The 15,934-nt window shown below is 66.7% G+C and carries 18 protein-coding genes; 7 read left to right on the top strand and 11 right to left on the bottom strand.

All coding sequences use genetic code 11. The features are described 5' to 3' along the window. Positions 1 to 82 precede the first annotated feature (82 nt). Together ABIA73_RS17920 and ABIA73_RS17915 are read left to right on the top strand one after the other, a co-directional pair. Positions 83 to 1,225 carry a PilT/PilU family type 4a pilus ATPase gene (locus ABIA73_RS17920; protein WP_025874039.1) on the top strand — a complete coding sequence of 381 codons (1,143 nt, stop codon included), beginning with the start codon at positions 83 to 85 and terminating at the stop codon, positions 1,223 to 1,225. A gap of 141 nt (positions 1,226 to 1,366) precedes the next feature. Further along, complete coding sequence (locus tag ABIA73_RS17915) at positions 1,367 to 2,350, top strand: aldo/keto reductase (protein ID WP_080150841.1); 984 nt, start codon at positions 1,367 to 1,369, stop codon at positions 2,348 to 2,350. A 129-nt stretch (positions 2,351 to 2,479) separates the two neighbouring features. On the opposite strand, the gene ABIA73_RS17910 is transcribed toward ABIA73_RS17915, so the two are convergent. Then, complete coding sequence (locus ABIA73_RS17910; RefSeq protein ID WP_354276100.1) at positions 2,480 to 3,379, bottom strand: LysR family transcriptional regulator; 900 nt, start codon at positions 3,377 to 3,379, stop codon at positions 2,480 to 2,482. A gap of 277 nt (positions 3,380 to 3,656) precedes the next feature. Between ABIA73_RS17910 and ABIA73_RS17905 the strand changes: the two genes are divergently transcribed. Then, entirely contained in the window at positions 3,657 to 3,869 is a 213-nt protein-coding gene (locus tag ABIA73_RS17905; protein ID WP_033830520.1) for a DUF4287 domain-containing protein, read from the top strand. A 404-nt stretch (positions 3,870 to 4,273) separates the two neighbouring features. Further along, entirely contained in the window at positions 4,274 to 4,981 is a 708-nt protein-coding gene (locus ABIA73_RS17900; protein ID WP_025874035.1) for a YitT family protein, read from the top strand. 74 nt (positions 4,982 to 5,055) lie between these two features. On the opposite strand, the gene ABIA73_RS17895 is transcribed toward ABIA73_RS17900, so the two are convergent. Together ABIA73_RS17895 and ABIA73_RS17890 are read right to left on the bottom strand one after the other, a co-directional pair. Further along, positions 5,056 to 5,601: a DNA-3-methyladenine glycosylase I gene (locus tag ABIA73_RS17895; RefSeq protein WP_025874034.1), complete on the bottom strand. Its 546-nt coding sequence runs from the start codon at positions 5,599 to 5,601 to the stop codon at positions 5,056 to 5,058. Next, on the bottom strand, positions 5,598 to 7,409 hold the full coding sequence (locus tag ABIA73_RS17890) for a DUF4153 domain-containing protein (RefSeq protein WP_354276099.1): 1,812 nt from the start codon (positions 7,407 to 7,409) through the stop codon (positions 5,598 to 5,600). Before ABIA73_RS17890 ends, ABIA73_RS17895 begins: the two co-directional genes overlap by 4 nt. An 81-nt stretch (positions 7,410 to 7,490) precedes the next feature. Here ABIA73_RS17890 and ABIA73_RS17885 point away from each other — a divergent pair, with 81 nt between their 5' ends. From ABIA73_RS17885 to ABIA73_RS17875, 3 genes are read left to right on the top strand one after another with little or no spacing between them, the layout of a single operon-like run. After that, entirely contained in the window at positions 7,491 to 8,057 is a 567-nt protein-coding gene (locus tag ABIA73_RS17885) for a YqgE/AlgH family protein (protein ID WP_088099852.1), read from the top strand. Further along, positions 8,050 to 8,517, top strand: a complete 468-nt coding sequence (ruvX, locus tag ABIA73_RS17880; RefSeq protein WP_025874031.1) for a Holliday junction resolvase RuvX — start codon at positions 8,050 to 8,052, stop codon at positions 8,515 to 8,517. The genes ABIA73_RS17885 and ruvX overlap by 8 nt, the downstream gene beginning before the upstream one ends. Before the next feature lie 16 nt (positions 8,518 to 8,533). Further along, positions 8,534 to 9,484: an aspartate carbamoyltransferase catalytic subunit gene (locus ABIA73_RS17875; protein WP_025874030.1), complete on the top strand. Its 951-nt coding sequence runs from the start codon at positions 8,534 to 8,536 to the stop codon at positions 9,482 to 9,484. An 81-nt stretch (positions 9,485 to 9,565) separates the two neighbouring features. Here ABIA73_RS17875 and ABIA73_RS17870 read toward each other — a convergent pair whose 3' ends face one another. From ABIA73_RS17870 to ABIA73_RS17835, 8 genes are all read right to left on the bottom strand, one after another. Then, a complete protein-coding gene (locus tag ABIA73_RS17870) occupies positions 9,566 to 10,057 on the bottom strand; it encodes an REP-associated tyrosine transposase (RefSeq protein WP_025874029.1) in 492 nt (163 codons plus the stop codon). A gap of 132 nt (positions 10,058 to 10,189) precedes the next feature. Continuing rightward, entirely contained in the window at positions 10,190 to 10,987 is a 798-nt protein-coding gene (locus ABIA73_RS17865) for a carboxylesterase family protein (protein WP_080149500.1), read from the bottom strand. A gap of 70 nt (positions 10,988 to 11,057) precedes the next feature. Then, positions 11,058 to 11,324 (bottom strand): hypothetical protein, encoded by a 267-nt coding sequence (locus ABIA73_RS17860; RefSeq protein ID WP_025874027.1) that lies wholly within the window; start codon positions 11,322 to 11,324, stop codon positions 11,058 to 11,060. Between the two features lie 11 nt (positions 11,325 to 11,335). Continuing rightward, a complete protein-coding gene (gene mgtE, locus ABIA73_RS17855) occupies positions 11,336 to 12,697 on the bottom strand; it encodes a magnesium transporter (RefSeq protein ID WP_025874026.1) in 1,362 nt (453 codons plus the stop codon). Positions 12,698 to 13,131: 434 nt separating this feature from the next. Continuing rightward, complete coding sequence (ptsP, locus tag ABIA73_RS17850) at positions 13,132 to 14,901, bottom strand: phosphoenolpyruvate--protein phosphotransferase (RefSeq protein WP_033830522.1); 1,770 nt, start codon at positions 14,899 to 14,901, stop codon at positions 13,132 to 13,134. A 2-nt stretch (positions 14,902 to 14,903) separates the two neighbouring features. After that, positions 14,904 to 15,173 carry an HPr family phosphocarrier protein gene (locus ABIA73_RS17845; protein ID WP_354276098.1) on the bottom strand — a complete coding sequence of 90 codons (270 nt, stop codon included), beginning with the start codon at positions 15,171 to 15,173 and terminating at the stop codon, positions 14,904 to 14,906. Next, complete coding sequence (locus ABIA73_RS17840) at positions 15,166 to 15,558, bottom strand: PTS sugar transporter subunit IIA (protein ID WP_025874023.1); 393 nt, start codon at positions 15,556 to 15,558, stop codon at positions 15,166 to 15,168. Before ABIA73_RS17840 ends, ABIA73_RS17845 begins: the two co-directional genes overlap by 8 nt. Positions 15,559 to 15,639: 81 nt before the next feature. Continuing rightward, a partial coding sequence (locus ABIA73_RS17835) for a hypothetical protein (RefSeq protein ID WP_354276097.1) occupies positions 15,640 to 15,934 on the bottom strand: 295 nt, incomplete at its 5' end.

Here is a 15,934-nt window from a genome sequence, read left to right as displayed (position 1 = left end):
CAGGGCGCGCGAATACGTCGCCGGCCCCGCGCTGTTTCCTCCACCGACCGATTCCTGGTACATGCCCCATTGGGAGCCCGCCGTGAACACCACCGCGACCACCATCGATTTCACCTCGTTCCTCAAGCTGATGGCGCACCAGCGCGCCTCGGACCTGTTCATCACCGCCGGCATGCCGCCGGCGATCAAGGTCAACGGCAAGATTTCGCCGATCACCCAGACGCCACTGACGCCGCAGCAGAGCCGCGACCTGGTGCTGAATGTGATGACGCCGGCGCAGCGCGAAGAATTCGAAAAGACCCACGAATGCAACTTCGCCATCGGCCTGTCCGGCGTCGGCCGCTTCCGCGTGAGCTGCTTCTACCAGCGCAACCAGGTCGGCATGGTGCTGCGTCGCATCGAGACGCGCATTCCCACCGTGGAAGAGCTGAGCCTGCCGCCGATCATCAAGACGCTGGCGATGACCAAGCGCGGCATCATCCTGTTCGTCGGCGCTACCGGTACCGGTAAATCAACCTCGCTGGCAGCGATGATCGGTTACCGCAACCAGAATTCGACCGGGCACATCATCACCATCGAAGATCCGATCGAATTCGTGCACAAGCACGAGGGCTGCATCATCACCCAGCGCGAAGTCGGCATCGATACCGACAGCTGGGAAGCCGCGCTGAAGAACACCCTGCGGCAGGCGCCGGATGTGATCATGATCGGTGAGGTGCGTACCCGCGAGGGCATGGACCACGCCATCGCCTTCGCTGAAACCGGTCACCTGGTGCTGTGCACGCTGCACGCCAACAACGCCAACCAGGCGATGGACCGCATCGTCAACTTCTTCCCGGAAGATCGCCGCAACCAGCTGTTGATGGATCTGTCGCTGAACCTCAAGGGCGTGGTCGCGCAGCAGTTGATTCCTTCGCCGGATGGCCGCTCGCGCAAGGTGGCGATGGAGATCCTGCTGGGCACGCCGCTGGTGCAGGACTACATCCGCGACGGCGAGATCCACAAGCTGAAGGAGCTGATGAAGGAATCGGTCCAGCTGGGCATGAAGACCTTCGACCAGAGCCTGTTCGAGCTGTACCAGGCCGGTGAGATCAGCTACGAGGACGCGCTGCGCTACGCCGATTCGCAGAACGAAGTGCGCCTGCGCATCAAGCTCAGCCAGGGCGGCGATGCCCGCACCCTGTCGCAGGGGTTGGATGGCGTGGAGATTTCAGAGGTCCGGTAACGAAGGTGCCGCTGCCGTCGGCAGTGCGATGGATGGCAGGACGGCATTCATGAAATCCAGTCATGACCGACTGCCATCCAGGTCGTTCAATCCGCTGCCCCTGCAGGCGTATCGTCATCGCTCCCTTACTGGAGCACGACGATGCAGACACGTGAACTCGGCCGCAGCGGCCTGAAAGTCTCCGCCCTGGGCCTGGGCTGCATGGGCCTGAGCCACGGCTACGGTCCCGCCGTCGAGCAGAGCCAGGGCATCGCCCTGCTGCACGCCGCGGTCGAACGCGGCGTGACCTTCTTCGACACCGCCGAAGTCTATGGTCCATATACCAACGAAGACCTGCTCGGCAGGGCGCTGGCACCGCACCGCGACAAGCTGGTGATCGCCACCAAGTTCGGCTTCAAGGACGCACAGGTCGACACCGGCCTGGACAGTCGTCCGGAGAACATCCGTGCGGTGGCCGAAGCCAGCCTCAAGCGCCTGCGCACCGACTACATCGACCTGTTCTACCAGCACCGCGTGGATCCGAACGTGCCGATCGAGGATGTGGCCGGCACCGTGCGTGACCTGATCGCCGAGGGCAAGGTGCGCCACTTCGGCTTGTCCGAAGCCAGTGCCGCCACGGTGCGTCGCGCGCATGCCGTGCAACCGGTGGCCGCAGTGCAGAGCGAGTACTCGCTGTGGTGGCGCGAACCGGAACGCGAACTGCTGCCGGCGCTGCAGGAACTCGGCATCGGCTTCGTGCCGTTCAGCCCGCTCGGTCGCGGCTTCCTGACTGGCGCGATCAACGCCGACACCACCTTCGCCGACAACGATTTCCGCAACACCGTGCCACGCTTCGAAGTGCAAGCGCGTCGCGCCAATCAAGCGCTGGTTGACCGCATCACCACGATCGCGGCGGCGCGGGGCGCCACCCCGGCACAGGTCGCGCTGGCCTGGCTGCTGGCGCAGGCACCGTGGATCGTGCCGATTCCGGGTACGACCAAGATCCATCGCCTGGAAGAGAACCTTGCCGCCGCCGACCTGCAGCTGTCTCCCGCCGAGCTGGAGCGCATCGCGCAGACGCTGCAGGAGATCGCCATCGTCGGCGAGCGCTACAACGCGCAGCGCGCAGCGCAGGCCAAGGGCTGATCGCAGTGGGTGCGGACTTTCGTCCTGTGCTGGGTGTGGTCTTTCGATCTTTGGTGGGCGCGGACTTTCGATCTGTGGTGGGTGCGGACTCTCGTCCTGTGGTGGGTGCAGACCGTTGGTCCGCACGCCTCACCCCACCATCGGTCCGCGCAGCGCATCAAGCACCGTACGCATCGCCACGGTGACGTGCCGGCGTGACGGGTAATACGCGTAGTAGCCATCGAAGTGCGGGCACCAGTCATCCAGTGTTGATTGCAGGCGGCCCTCCAGCAGGGCCGCCTGCACCTGGTCTTCGGGCAGCCAGGCCAGTCCGCTGCCGGCCAGCGCCGCAGCCCGCGTCATGCCCATGGTGTTGAAGGTCCATTGGCCGGAGACGCGGATGCTCAGCTCGTTGCCATCCTGACCGAAATCCCACGGCATCAGGCCGCCATGGGTGGGCAGGCGCAGGGTGATGCAGTTGTGCGCGGCCAGATCGTGCGGATGCACCGGCGCCACGTGCCGGCGGAAGTACGACGGTGCCCCCACCACGCGCATGCGCAGCGGCGGACTGATCGGCAGCGCCACCATGTCGCGTGCCAGGCGCTCACCGAGACGGATGCCGATGTCGTAGCGCTCGGCGACGATGTCGGCCAAGCCGTAATCGGTGGTCAGCTCGACCTTCAGGTCCGGGTACTGCTGCAGCAGCGGTGCCAGCCTGGGCCAGGCCAGGTATTCGGCGGCGTGGCCGGTGGCGTTGATGCGGATGGTGCCTGCGGGGCGCTCGCGGTACTCGGCCAGCGCGGCCAGTTCGTCTTCGATCTCGGCCAGGCGCGGGGCCAGGGTTTCCAGCAGGCGGGCACCGGCCTCGGTGGTGGCGACACTGCGGGTGGTGCGGGTCAGCAGGCGCATGCCCAGTCGCTCTTCCAGCCCGCGCATGGCGTGGCTGAGGGCGGACTGGGAGACACCCAGCTGGGCAGCGGCTTTGGTGAAGCTGCCTTCGCGGGCAACGTGGACGAAGGCTTGCAGGTCGTTGAGGTTTTCACGCGGCATGAGGGGATGATACGGCCGGGCCGCGCCCGGCGCCCGCGGTAGTGCCGGCCGCTGGCCGGCAACCGCAACAGCAACAGCCGGAGCAACAGCAACAGCGGGCTTCCTGTGGAGCCGCATGGCCTGCTCTTGGTGGGTGTCGACCTCGGTCGACACGTAGATCCACGCTATGCGTGGATGCGTGCCCGGTGTTGCCGGTGCTGGTCGGTTAATGCGCCATGTCGATTTGTGGTTCCGTGGTTCGTCGATCGGGTACTTTCCAAACAACAGGGAGCAGCACATGAGCACCGACAGCAAACCCAAGGGCCCGGCGTCCTATTTTCCTTCCATCGAGAAGACCTACGGGCAGCCGGTGGCGCATTGGCTGGGTCTGCTGGCGAAACGGCCGGGGCTGAAGCACATGGAACTGGTCAGCTTCCTGAAATCCGAGCACGGGCTGGGCCATGGCCATGCAAACGCCCTGGTCGCCCACCACCTGGCCACCCAGCGCTGAGACAACCGCTCCACCGAGCGCAGCGACCCGCTTCTGCTCTTCTTTTCTCTCTACGTGGCTGGACGCGCACGGAACCTGTCCAAGGCCGGGTGGGGTGAGGCTGCGGGGGGGTCCGCGGCATGGGCCCGAGGCATGCCGCGGGCGGGTTGGGCAGGACGCCCAACCCCGGTCTTGCCGTGTGCGCAGGACAGCGCACACGAGCAAGACGCGGCCAAGTCCCCAAGGACGGGTTCACGGCGTCCCCCGCGAACCCATCTCCCCCGGCCAAGCGCGGCTTTTGCTGTTGGTACACCAGCCACGAGGGGCTGCGCCGTTCGCCGCAACTCCCAACTGAACGATTTCATCTGCAACTGTCATGCAGATCGTGTCTAATACCGCTCCCCACCCGTAGTGCCCCCACCTGTATGTCCCTCCAATCCCATGGCCCGGCGCCGTGCGACGACGCTGACGGCCACCTGGTCACCGCTGGCCCGCTGACCCCGCCGCCCGATGTTGCCGGCACCCCCGCCGATGAGAAGGCGCTGCGCCACTCGGTCGCCGAGGACGTGCAGGGCATGGTGCTGGCCATGCTCGTGGCCTCACTGGGCCTGGCGATCTTCGCCAAGGGCGGGCTGATGATCGGCGGCATGGCCGGCATGGCCTTCCTGCTGCACTATTCGATGGGCTGGAACTTCGGCCTGGTGTTCGTGCTGGTCAACCTGCCGTTCTACTGGGTGGCCGTGCGCCGCATGGGCTGGGAATTCACCCTGAAGACGTTCGCAGCGGTCACTGCCTGCGGCCTGCTCACCGACATCCTGCCGCGCTGGGCGGACTTTTCGCATATCGCGCCGCTGTACTCGGCGCTGGTCGGGGGCGCGCTGTCCGGCCTGGGCATCCTGTTCTTCATCCGCCATCGCGCCAGCCTCGGCGGCATCGGCATTCTGGCGGTGTACCTGCAGCGCACCCGCGGCTGGAGCGCCGGCAAGGTGCAGATGTCCTTCGATGCGTGCCTGATGGTGGCCGCGTTCTTCGTGCTGTCGCCGTCCAAAGTGATGTACTCGGCCATCGGTGCGGTGGTGCTCAGCCTGGTGCTGATGTTCAACCACCGCCCGGGCCGCTACATGGGCGTCTGATTCCGCATTCGGCGGATCGCCCGCCCTGGCGCCACGCGCCCCGGTAGCGCCGGGCCATGCCCGGCGGATGCGCATCAGCCGCGCGCTGCCTGTACCCACGGCGGTGCCAGCTTCAGCAGCGTTGCATGCACCGGGCAGTCCTCGGCATGCGCGCCCGGCAGGTAGCCCAGGCTCATCAGGAACTCGCCGGTGATCTCGCCACCGGTGAAGCGGAACGTCTTCTTGAACAGCTTCACCCAGTCGGCCTTGCTGCGCGGATGGTGTGCGTCCAGCCAGGCGGCGAAGCTGCCGTGGCTCTGGCGCAGCTGCTGGATCACCTGCGCGTTGTGGATCGCCGCCAGCACCTTCAAGCGGTTGCGGATGATGCCCGGGTCCGACAGCAGGCGCTCGATGTCCTGCTCGGCGTAGGCCGCCACGCGATCAACGTCGAACGCGTCATAGGCCGCGCGGAATCCCTCGCGCTTCTTCAGGATGGTCTCCCAGCTCAGGCCGGCCTGGTTGATCTCCAGCAGCAGGCGCTCGAACAGTTCACGCTCATCGCGCTGCGGGAAGCCATATTCATTGGCGTGGTAGTACTCGTGCACCGGATGGCCCGGGGCGATGCGGCAGTATCCGCTCATGGTGTGGCCGCCTCCGCGCGGTCGTGGCTGCGATCAATCTCCAGCTGGCCCGCCGCGCCGTCAAGCAGCAGCGTCGGCCAGCGCGGCGGCTGCATGGTCAGGCGGCCGTCGCGCAGGGCCTGCGGGGCCCCGTCCGAGGTGCGCTGGTCAACGTCCTGGAAGGAAACCTCCCCCTCCTTTCTCCAGCCAGCCGGTTCACGCACGTGCAGCTGGCAGCGCGGACCGCTGTACAGACTGGTCATGCACAGCAGCACGTCGTCTTGGCCATCGCCGTCCAGATCACGGCGCAGGGTGACGCAGCGGTTGTCGCCGGTCTTGTCGTCGTCCAGGCAATCGCCCGCATCCAAGCGACGGTCCAGTACCGCCTGCCACCAGTCATCGGCTGGCGAGGCGGTGCCCTTGGCCTGCACGATCCGGGACTTCAGGCTGGCGAGGTCGCGCACGCCATCGTCGATGTCGTTATCCCAGCGTGACTCACGCTTCTGCCGGGCCAGGGCCTGCACGATGATGCTGGAGGCGCGGGTGTCGGCCGCCAATGACGGTGCTTTCTGCAGCGTGCGCAGCGCCTGCACACCTCGACGGCCCAGCTCGAAACGCAGCTGATTTGCGGCGTCCGCGGTCATCAACGCCGGATCGGCGCGCAGGCGCTTCATCTGGCTGGCCAGGGTGATGCGCACCGGGTCGATCACCGGCGAGATGGCCAGCAGTGCGGTTGCCAGCACGGCCCAGCACATCCAGCGGTTGACCGGCTCAAGCCGATGCAGCCAACGCCCCTGCCGGCGCAGTGCGGCGAAGGCGTAGCCGATGGCATAGCCGGCAATCAGCACTGCCACCGCCACGCCCCAGAAGCGCGAGAGGGTCCAGCCGTACTGGCTGACCCGCAGGGACATCGCATACAGCGCCAGGCCGGCGTAGATCGGCAGTGCCAGCAGGCTGGCCTCGACCAGCCGGCGCAGCCATGCCGGGTAGGGCGGGGTGCCGTCGTCGTGCTGGTAGACCGCGTTGGCCAGGCTGATCAGCAGCACCGCCAGCACCAGCAGCAGGCTGGCGGCCGAACGCGTGGCCCACAGCGGCGCCAGCCCGGTGAACGGCAGCGACAGCACGAACAGCACCGCGATGAACGACAGCAATGGCAGCAGGCCGCGGCAGATCGCGAAGAGCACCTGGCGGGTGATCTGCATCGCGCGATGCTGGGTGCGCCCGATCAGCACGCCGAAGCCTGCCAGCATGCCGGTGGCCAAGGCGATGAAGGCATCGCTGCCGAACAGGACGTGGAAAAAGTCGACCTTGACCATCCGGAACAGCGCCGCCCACAGCCACAGCAGCAGCCAGGTCAAGCCGGTGAACACCACCGCCAGCACCAGGGTCAGCCCGTTCTGCCAGGCGCGTTCGAACAACGCGCCATAGTCGGCCCGCCAATGTCCGGCATGCAGGCGGAACTGCCACCACGGCAGGGCAATGAACGTGGCAACGGCCAGGCAGATCGAGAGCGGAACCTGCAGCACGGCCGCATACAGTGCGGTTTCTCCGCTCAGGTTCCAGGCGGTCCAGGCGGCCAGTGCGAGGACCAGCAACGAGGCCAACCCGGCGTGCAGCCACAGGCGCCAGGCCTTCAGATCGACCAGCGTCAAGGCCACTGCGGTGGGCACGGTCAATACCCAGGCATACCAGCAGTAGCGCCAGCCGATGTCCCGGAACGGCCATTGATCCGCCAGTTCCTGGGCCGCGAAAAGCATCAGCCCCTGCAGCAGTGCGATCAACACGATCATGCTGCGGGTGGGCCATGACAGCGTTGCATCCTGCTGCATCGGGTCGTCCTCCTTGCAAGAGCGCCATCCTAGCCCATCCCTTCGCGCCCGCATCCGGTCGCAGCGGTTAGAATGGCGCCCATGCCAGTAACGCCGACTTCCCTCGCCAATCACCTGCTCGTGGCGCTGCCGTCGCTGATCGACGCCACCTTCGCCCGCACCGTCGCGCTGATCTGCCAGCACGACGAGAACGGGGCAATGGGGGTGCTGGTCAACCAGCCGTCCGAGTACACCCTGGGCGAAGTGCTTGCGCAGATGGAGATCGCTACCGGCGATGGCGTCCTGCAGGCGCGTCCGGTGCTCAATGGCGGACCGGTGCATCCCGAGCGTGGCTTCGTCATCCATGACGACGCGCGCGCGTGGGATTCCAGCCTCGTCGTCGGTGAGGGCCTGTACCTGACCACCTCGCGTGACATCCTCGAGGCGATGGCGCGTGGCGAAGGCCCGGCCAATGCCGTGGTCACCCTGGGCTGCGCGGGCTGGAGTGCCGGCCAGCTGGAAAGCGAACTGTCCGAAAACAGCTGGCTGACCGTGCCGGCCGATGCCGAACTGGTGTTCCAGCTGCCGCTGGAACAGCGCTGGCAGGGCGCCGCGTCGCGCATTGGCGTCGATCTGTTCCGGCTGACCGATTACAGCGGCCATGTCTGAGCCGGCCCTCATCCGTCGCGATGGCACCGTACTCGGTTTCGATGTCGGCTCGCGCCGGATCGGCGTGGCGATCGGCAGTGCCTTCGCCGCGCATGCACGCGCGGTGGCCGTGGTCGATGTGCACGGCAATGGCCCCGACTGGGCGGCGATCGAACGCCTGCTCAAGGAATGGAAGCCCGATGGCCTGGTGGTCGGCGATCCGCTGACCCTGGACGGCCAGGACCAGCCCAACCGCAAGCGCGCGCAGGGCTTTGCCCGCCAGCTGCGGGAACGTTTCAAGCTGCCGGTGGTGATGATCGACGAGCGTTCCAGCTCGGTCGAGGCCGCCCGCCGCTTCGCCGTCGAACGCGCCGAAGGGCGCAAGCGTCGCCGCGACGCGGCTGCACTCGATGCCGTGGCTGCGGCGGTGATCATCGACCGCTGGCTGTCGTCGCCGGACGACGCCATTCCCATTCCCTGACGATACGAACCCCGCCATGACCGCCCAGCAACTCGATGACTCCGGCCGCCTGCGCCACCTGTTGACGCTTGAAGGTCTTCCCCGCGACACCCTGGTGCAACTGCTCGACCGCGCTGGCCAGATCCGCGATGCCGCGGTCGGCCGTGTCGGCAACAAGCGCCACGTGCTGGGCGGATCGGCGGTGTGCACGTTGTTCTTCGAACCCTCCACCCGTACCCGCAGCTCGTTCCATCTGGCGGCGCAGCGGCTGGGTGCGGACGTGCTGAACTTCGACGCCTCCACCTCGTCCACACGCAAGGGCGAAACCGCCTGCGACACGCTGAAGAACCTGGAAGCGATGGGCGTGCGTGGTTTCGTCGTGCGCCACCCCGATGACGGCGCCGTGGCGGCGCTGGCTGCGGTGGCGGGCGAGGGCACCGCGCTGGTCAATGCCGGCGACGGCCGCAGCTCGCACCCGACCCAGGGCCTGCTGGACATGCTGACCCTGCGCCAGGCCAAGGGCCCGGACTTCTCGAAGATGAAGGTGGTGATCGTCGGTGACGTCAAGCACTCGCGCGTGGCCCGCACCGACCTGCATGCCCTGCGCACGCTGGGCGTGGGCGAGATCCGCGTATGTGGCCCGCAGTCGCTGCTGCCTGACGACGACACCCTCAAGGGCTGCGTGGTCGGTGATGATTTCGACGCGATGCTGGAAGGCGTCGACGCGCTGATGATGCTGCGCCTGCAGCGCGAGCGCATGGAAGAAGGCCTGGTGCCGTCGCTGGAGCAGTACCACGCACAGTACGGCCTGAACACCGCACGCCTGGCCCGCGCCGGCAAGGACGCAGCCGTGCTGCACCCGGGCCCGATCAACCGCGGCGTGGAAGTGACCGATGAAGTGGCCGACGGCCCGCAGTCGTGGGTGCTGCGCCAGGTCGCCAACGGCGTCGCCGTACGCATGGCCGTGCTGGAAACCCTGCTGGGTTGATTGCCTCCGATTGCTGCGTTGGTGCGTGCCAACCTGGGTTGGCACGTGCACTGCTTTGGTAGATGCCAACCTTGGTTGGCACTATCCGTCCGTGCTGAATGCCTCTGGTCGATCACCCAAGGCCTCGAGCTCCCACTTGCACCATGCGTGCCGATACTGCCCCAACTGCGTCGTCAGACCCGCCCTGATCGGATTGCCCATCAGGTACATCGCATGCCGGTACAACGATTCGTCCGAGCGGATCGCATGATCGTGGTAGCAGGCCTGCCAGAAGCGCCCGCCCCTTCCCAATAACCGGTTTGCCTGCTGCGCCGTGCGCGATTTGAAGCGCTTCATGACGGTTTCCAGTGTTCCCGCGCGTAGTTCGAGCAGCCAGTGGATGTGATCGGGCATGACCACGTAGGCGATCGAGCGGGTGAAGCCTTCCTGATCCAGCCTCTGGAATTCCTGGATTGCCAGGGCTGCGGCAGCGTCGTTGGCGAACAGGGGCGCGCGGCGATCCACGACGGTAGTCAGGATGTAGCTGAGGCCGATGCTGGAGCGACGGCCGAGCAGGAGGCGGACGTTTTGCATGGCGCAAGCTTGGGCGGACACGCTTGCGACGGACATCGGGGAATGGCTTGATCTTGGGTAGGCTGGTGCCAACCAAGGTTGGCATCTACCAGAATGGGGCCAACCAAGGTTGGCCTCTACCGGAGCAAGCGCTCAGCGCTTCTGGGCGAACAACCACGCCCACATCGCCGCGTCGGCGTAGGTGGCATCCCAGGCATTGTGGTTGCCTTCCGCGTACTCGGTATAGCGCACGTCGCGCGCGCCGGCGGTCTGGAACGCGGTATGCAGCCGGCGATCATCATCCGGTGGCACCACATCATCCAGCGCGCCGTGGAAGATCCAGATCGGGGTGCGCTGCAACCGTTGCGCGATCACCGCATAGGGATCCGCTTCGTTCGCCACCTGCTCGACGAACAGGGTAGGGCGTACCGCACGTGGTGCCAGCACCGCACCGCACACCGGCACGATCGCGGCAAAGCGCTTCGGATCGTCCAGCGCGATGTTCCAGCTGCCATAGCCGCCCATCGACATTCCGGTCAGGTACTGCCTTGCCGGATCAGCGCCGAATTCGGCGATCGTGGCATCCAGTGCCGCGATCGCCACCCGGTTGTTGCGGCCGCTCCATTCCTCGTCGCCGGGAACCTGCGGAAACACCGCCAGCGCGGGGAAGTCGGCCGCGTGCCGACGCAGGTACGGGCCCAGGCCTGCGTGGGTCTGCTTCACGCCATCGCCGCCGCGCTCGCCGGAGCCGTGCAGGAACAGCACCACCGGCAGCGGACCAGCCGCGCGCGCGGCGGCGGCCGGTATGAACACCTGGTAGTAGGCGGTGTCGCCGTCCACCTTCACCGCACGTGCCTCGAAGTGGCCGCGGGCACCGGGCGGCGTACTGGCACACCCGGTCAACATCAGCAGGGCCAGCAGCGGCAGCCAGCGCAGAAGCGATCGAAGCATGGCGGTTCCCATGAGGGCGATGTCGCCTCGATGGTAGTGCGCCGCGACCGGCCCGGCATCGTGCGCCGCATCACTGCGGGCGCGGGAAGCTGGCGATGATCTCCAGCTGCTCCTGTGCTTCGGCATTGCCGCCTGCGGCCGCGGCCTGCACCTGCGCCATGTCCGGGTGCAGCACCACCAGCAACGGGTTCTCGCACACCGGGCACACATACTCGGTGGCGTCCTCGTCCAGTTCCATCACCATTGCCCGCGAACTGCCTTTCCACTCGCAGGCGGCACAGGTGTGAAGCTGGTCGCGCCAACCCGGTGCAAAGTAGTTTTCGATCGTCGTTGCCATGGCAGTTCCAGTCAGTGCAGCAGGACCATGGTGGCCAGGCCGAGGAAAGTAAAGAAGCCCATCGAGTCGGTCACCGCTGTCAGGAAGATGCCGCTGGCCAGCGCCGGATCGAAGCCGAAGCGCTTCAGGCCCAGGGGCACCAGCACGCCGGCAAGCGCCGCGAACAACAGGTTGCAGGTCAGCGCGATGGCGATCACGGCCGAGAGCCCGGGCGAGTGGAACCAGGCGAGCACGATCAGGCCCAGCACCGAACCGAGCACCACGCCATTGAGCAGGGCCACCCGCACTTCCTTCCACAGCAGCGTGCGTGCGTTGGAACTGCCGACCTGGCCCAGTGCCAGGCCGCGCACCATCAGCGCCAGTACCTGGGTGCCGGCGTTGCCGCCGAGGCCAGCGACGATCGGCATCAACACCGCCAGGGCGACCAGCTTGTCGATGGTGCCCTCGAAGTGGCCGACCACGCTGGAGGCCAAGAAGGCTGTGCACAGATTCACCGACAGCCACATCAAGCGGCGGCGCATCGCGCGCCAGACCGGGCTGAACAGGTCCTCGTCCTCGTCCAGGCCGGCGGCGCCCAGCGCCTGGTGCTCGGCCTGGCCACGGATGATGTCGACCACGTCATCGATGGTGATGCGGCCGATCAGGATGTTGTTGTCATCCACCACCGGCGCCGAGATCCAGTCATGGTCGGAGAACTGCCGCGCCACTTCCTGGTCGCTCTCGCCGACATCGATGGCAGGCTGCTCATCGTCGATCAGGCGGTTGATCGGGGTGGTGTCTTCGTGGGTCACCAGCGAGGCCAGAGACACGCGGCCCAGGTACTGGTGGCGGCGGCTGACCACGAACAGGTGATCGGTGTGGTCCGGCAGTTCGCCGCGCAGGCGCAGGTAGCGCAGCACCACATCGACGTTGACGTCGGCGCGTACCGTCACCACGTCCGGGTTCATCAGGCGGCCGGCGCTGTCCTCGGGGTAGGACAGCACCTGCTCCAGGCGCTCGCGGTTCTCACGGTCCATCGACTTGAGGACTTCGTCGATGACCGTGTCCGGAAGGTCTTCGACCAGGTCGGCCAGATCGTCGATGTCGAGGTCTTCGACCGCGGCGATGATCTCGTCCGGGTCCATGTCCGCGAGCAGGCTTTCGCGCACGTCGTCGCCGACGTGGACCAGTACCTCGCCATCGTCTTCCGGATCGACCAGGCCCCAGACGATCTCGCGCTTGCCCGGCGGCAGCGATTCGAGCAGGTTGCCGATCTCGGCCGGCGCCAGGGTATTGACCAGACGACGTACCGGGCCCAGCCGACCGCTGTCCAGTGCATCGGACAGCATCCGCAGCTGGCGCGCAGTCTTGTCGTGGCGTACGGCCTCAGCCATCGCAGCTCCCGCGGGATAAGAAAAGCCGCGATCCTGGCAAGGATGCGGCAACAGGGGTGTTCAGCGCGTCATTATCGCAAGGGGATGTTTCAGCGCATACCCCGCTGGCCACAGGCCACTGGGGTCCACGCATGCCACCCCATCCCCCGCCTGTCGGCGCGCTCCTTGAACAACAAGGGGCTGCTGCTCCAGACCGAATCCGCCGGGCATGGCCCGGCGCTACCAAAGGTGGCACGCGGCGGTATCGAATCCGCCGGGCATGGCCCGGCGCTACCAAAGGTGGCACGCGGCGGTATCGAATCCGCCGGGCATGGCCCGGCGCTACCAAAGGTGACACGCGGCGGTATCGAATCCGCCGGGCATGGCCCGGCGCTACCAAAGGTGACACGCGGCGGTAGCGCCGGGCCGTGCCCGGCGAGCGCGTAGCGCGGGGGTCAGGACGCGTCCGCCACAAGCGCCAGCCAGCGCTCGATGCCGCGGCGGTCACGCATGCCCAGCAGCTTCGGTGCGCGGGCGCGCAGGGCTCCCAGATCGGCATCACGGACAGCACGGCGTACTTCCAGCAGGGTGCCCGGGTGCAGGCTGAACTCGGTCAGGCCCAGTGCCAGCAGCAGCGGGGTCATCCGTGCGTCGCCCGCGATTTCGCCGCATACCGCCACCGGGATGCGATGGCGTGCGCCGGTCTCGATCACCATCTGCAGCAGGCGCAGCACGGCCGGATGCAGCGGCGAATACAGTTCGCCCAGTGCTTCGTTGTTGCGGTCGGCGGCCAGCAGGTACTGCACCAGATCGTTGGTGCCGATCGACAGGAAGTCGACCAGGTCGATGAAACTCTCCAGCGCCAGCGCGGCGGCGGGTACTTCGATCATCGCACCCAGTGGCACATGCTCGGCCACCATGTGGCCCTCGGCGCGCAGTTGCTCGCCCAGTTTCAGCATGCGCCGGCGTACCGCCAGCAGTTCGTCGCGGGTGCTGACCATGGGCACCAGCACGCGCAGCTTGCCGTAGGCCGAGGCACGCAGGATCGCGCGCATCTGGGTGTCGGCCACCTTGGGCCGCGCCAGCGACAGGCGCACGCCGCGCAGGCCCAGCGCCGGGTTTTCCTCGTTGCTCAGGGTCAGGCCGGTGCGGTCGGCCTTGTCTGCACCCAGGTCGAGGGTGCGGATGGTCACCGGCCGGCCACTCATGCCCAGCGCCGCATCGCGGTAGGTCTGGAACTGTTCTTCTTCGTCCGGCAGCTCGTTGCGCTGCAGGAACAGGAATTCGGTGCGGTACAGGCCCAGGCCATGGGCGCCCAGCGCATGCGCCTGGGTCACATCTTCCAGCGATTCGGCGTTGGCCAGCAGTGCGATGTCGACCTGGTCGCGGGTACGGCTGGGCTTGCTGCGCAGGCGGCCGAGCTCGCGCTGCTCGCGTGCGTGCTCCTTCAGGCGCGCGCGGTAATCACGCAGGTTGTCAGCCTGCGGATTGACGGTGATGCTGCCGTCAGCGCCATCGATGATCAGCACGTCGCCGTCGATCACCTTGTTCAGCAGCTGCGGCACGCTGACGATCAACGGCAGGTGCAGGCTGCGGGCGAGGATCGCACTGTGCGAAAGCGCGCTGCCAGCGCTGGTGACGATGCCGACCACACCGTGCGACTGCAGCTGGGCCAGCTCGGAAGGGGCGATGTTGTCGCAGACCAGGATTTCGCCGGCCAGGCCCTTGACCGCTGCGGGCCGCTCGGGCTGCAGGAACGCGTGGATGCGCCCGATCACATGGTCGAGGTCGTCCATGCGGCTCTTCAGGTAGGCATCGTCCATGCCGTCGAAGACTTTGGCCAGGCGGTCGCGCTGCAGGCGCAGTGCGTAGCCGGCACTGTAGGGGCCGCTGCGGATTAGTTCGTCCAGGCCGAACAGCAGTTCGGGATCGTCCAGCAGCAGTGCATGCAGGTCGAGGAACTCGCCCACTTCCTGGTTCAGCGCGCCATGCAGGCGCTGGCGCAGCTCGTGCATCTCCGTGCGCGCCGCATCCACGGCGCGATGCAGGCGTGCCAGCTCGGATTCAACCTGGGAGGGGGTGACGCGCTGTTCGGCCACTTCCAGTGCATGCGGCAGGCGCACGCGGGCGCGGCCCATTGCCGTGCCGCGGGCGGCGCCGTGGCCGGCCAGCAGCTGTACCGGCCGTTGGCCGGTAGGGGTTTGGCCGGCGCGCGCGCGCGGCACGCTCAGGTGTCCTCGTCGAAGCGACGCTCGAACAGGTCGACCACCGCATCCATCGCGGCGACTTCGTCTTCGCCGTTGATGCGGATGGTGACCGGCGTGCCTTGCCCGGCCGCCAGCAGCATCACGCCCATGATGCTCTTGGCGTTGATCTCACGGCCCTTGGCGGCCATGGTCACGTTGCAGCGGAACGGCGCCAGGGTCTGCACCAGCTTGGCGGTGGCCCGGGCATGCAGGCCCAGGCGGTTGCTCACAGTGAGTTCTCGTTCAAGCATCGTCGACTATCGCTCCATTACGGGTGCCCGCCGCCGCAGTGGCGGGCAGTTGATCCAGTCCCTGTTCCGGATAATTCATCACCCGCAGCAACATCGGCAGACTCAGCGCCGACACCCGGCGAACCGGGGTCCCCAACCGGGCCAGCTGCCCGGCAAGGTTGGCAGGACTGGCGCCGTACAGGTCGGTCAGGATCAGCACGCCATCGCCCCCATCGACCCGCCGCAGAGCGGCCGAGGCGAGCGGGAGCAGAGCATCCAGGTCTGCGTCGAACGGTACTTCGAAAGCTTCGGTCTTCAGCGGCAACTGCCGCAGAAGCCGGGTCGCCACGTCGAGCAGGGCGATCCCGACCCCAGGATGTGTTACGAGGAGAATGCCACAGGTCATTACTGCACGTTAACAGGTCAAGGTGAATTGGCGATAGCAGCAGGAGAGGGGCACTGTGTCCCGTATTCAGCGTTGTTCGGGTCAGAGCCCTTTTTCGTTGAAAAAGGGATCCGACTCCATCCGTTTTTTCGATGCCTGACAGAGATTCATCCACGCATGGCGTGGATCTACCGTGTCGACCAAGGTCGACACCCACCAACAGCCAAACGACGATGCGCCGCTATCTGTCGAAGGCGGGGTGGGTCCGGTGGCGGGGGTGTCCGCGGCATGGATGCCGCGGCCAAGCCCCCAAGGTGAAGTGACCCCCAGGAGTTGGACACCTGATCCAACCCCGAGGGTTACATGAATAGATATGAGGTTTGTTTCAAATTGCAGG

Origin of the sequence: Stenotrophomonas sp. 2694, assembly GCF_040548715.1 — a bacterium.
Classification (GTDB): domain Bacteria; phylum Pseudomonadota; class Gammaproteobacteria; order Xanthomonadales; family Xanthomonadaceae; genus Stenotrophomonas; species Stenotrophomonas indicatrix.
The sequence above is the reverse complement of the archived record's forward strand: the minus strand, read 5'-3'. Positions and strand labels throughout refer to the sequence as shown.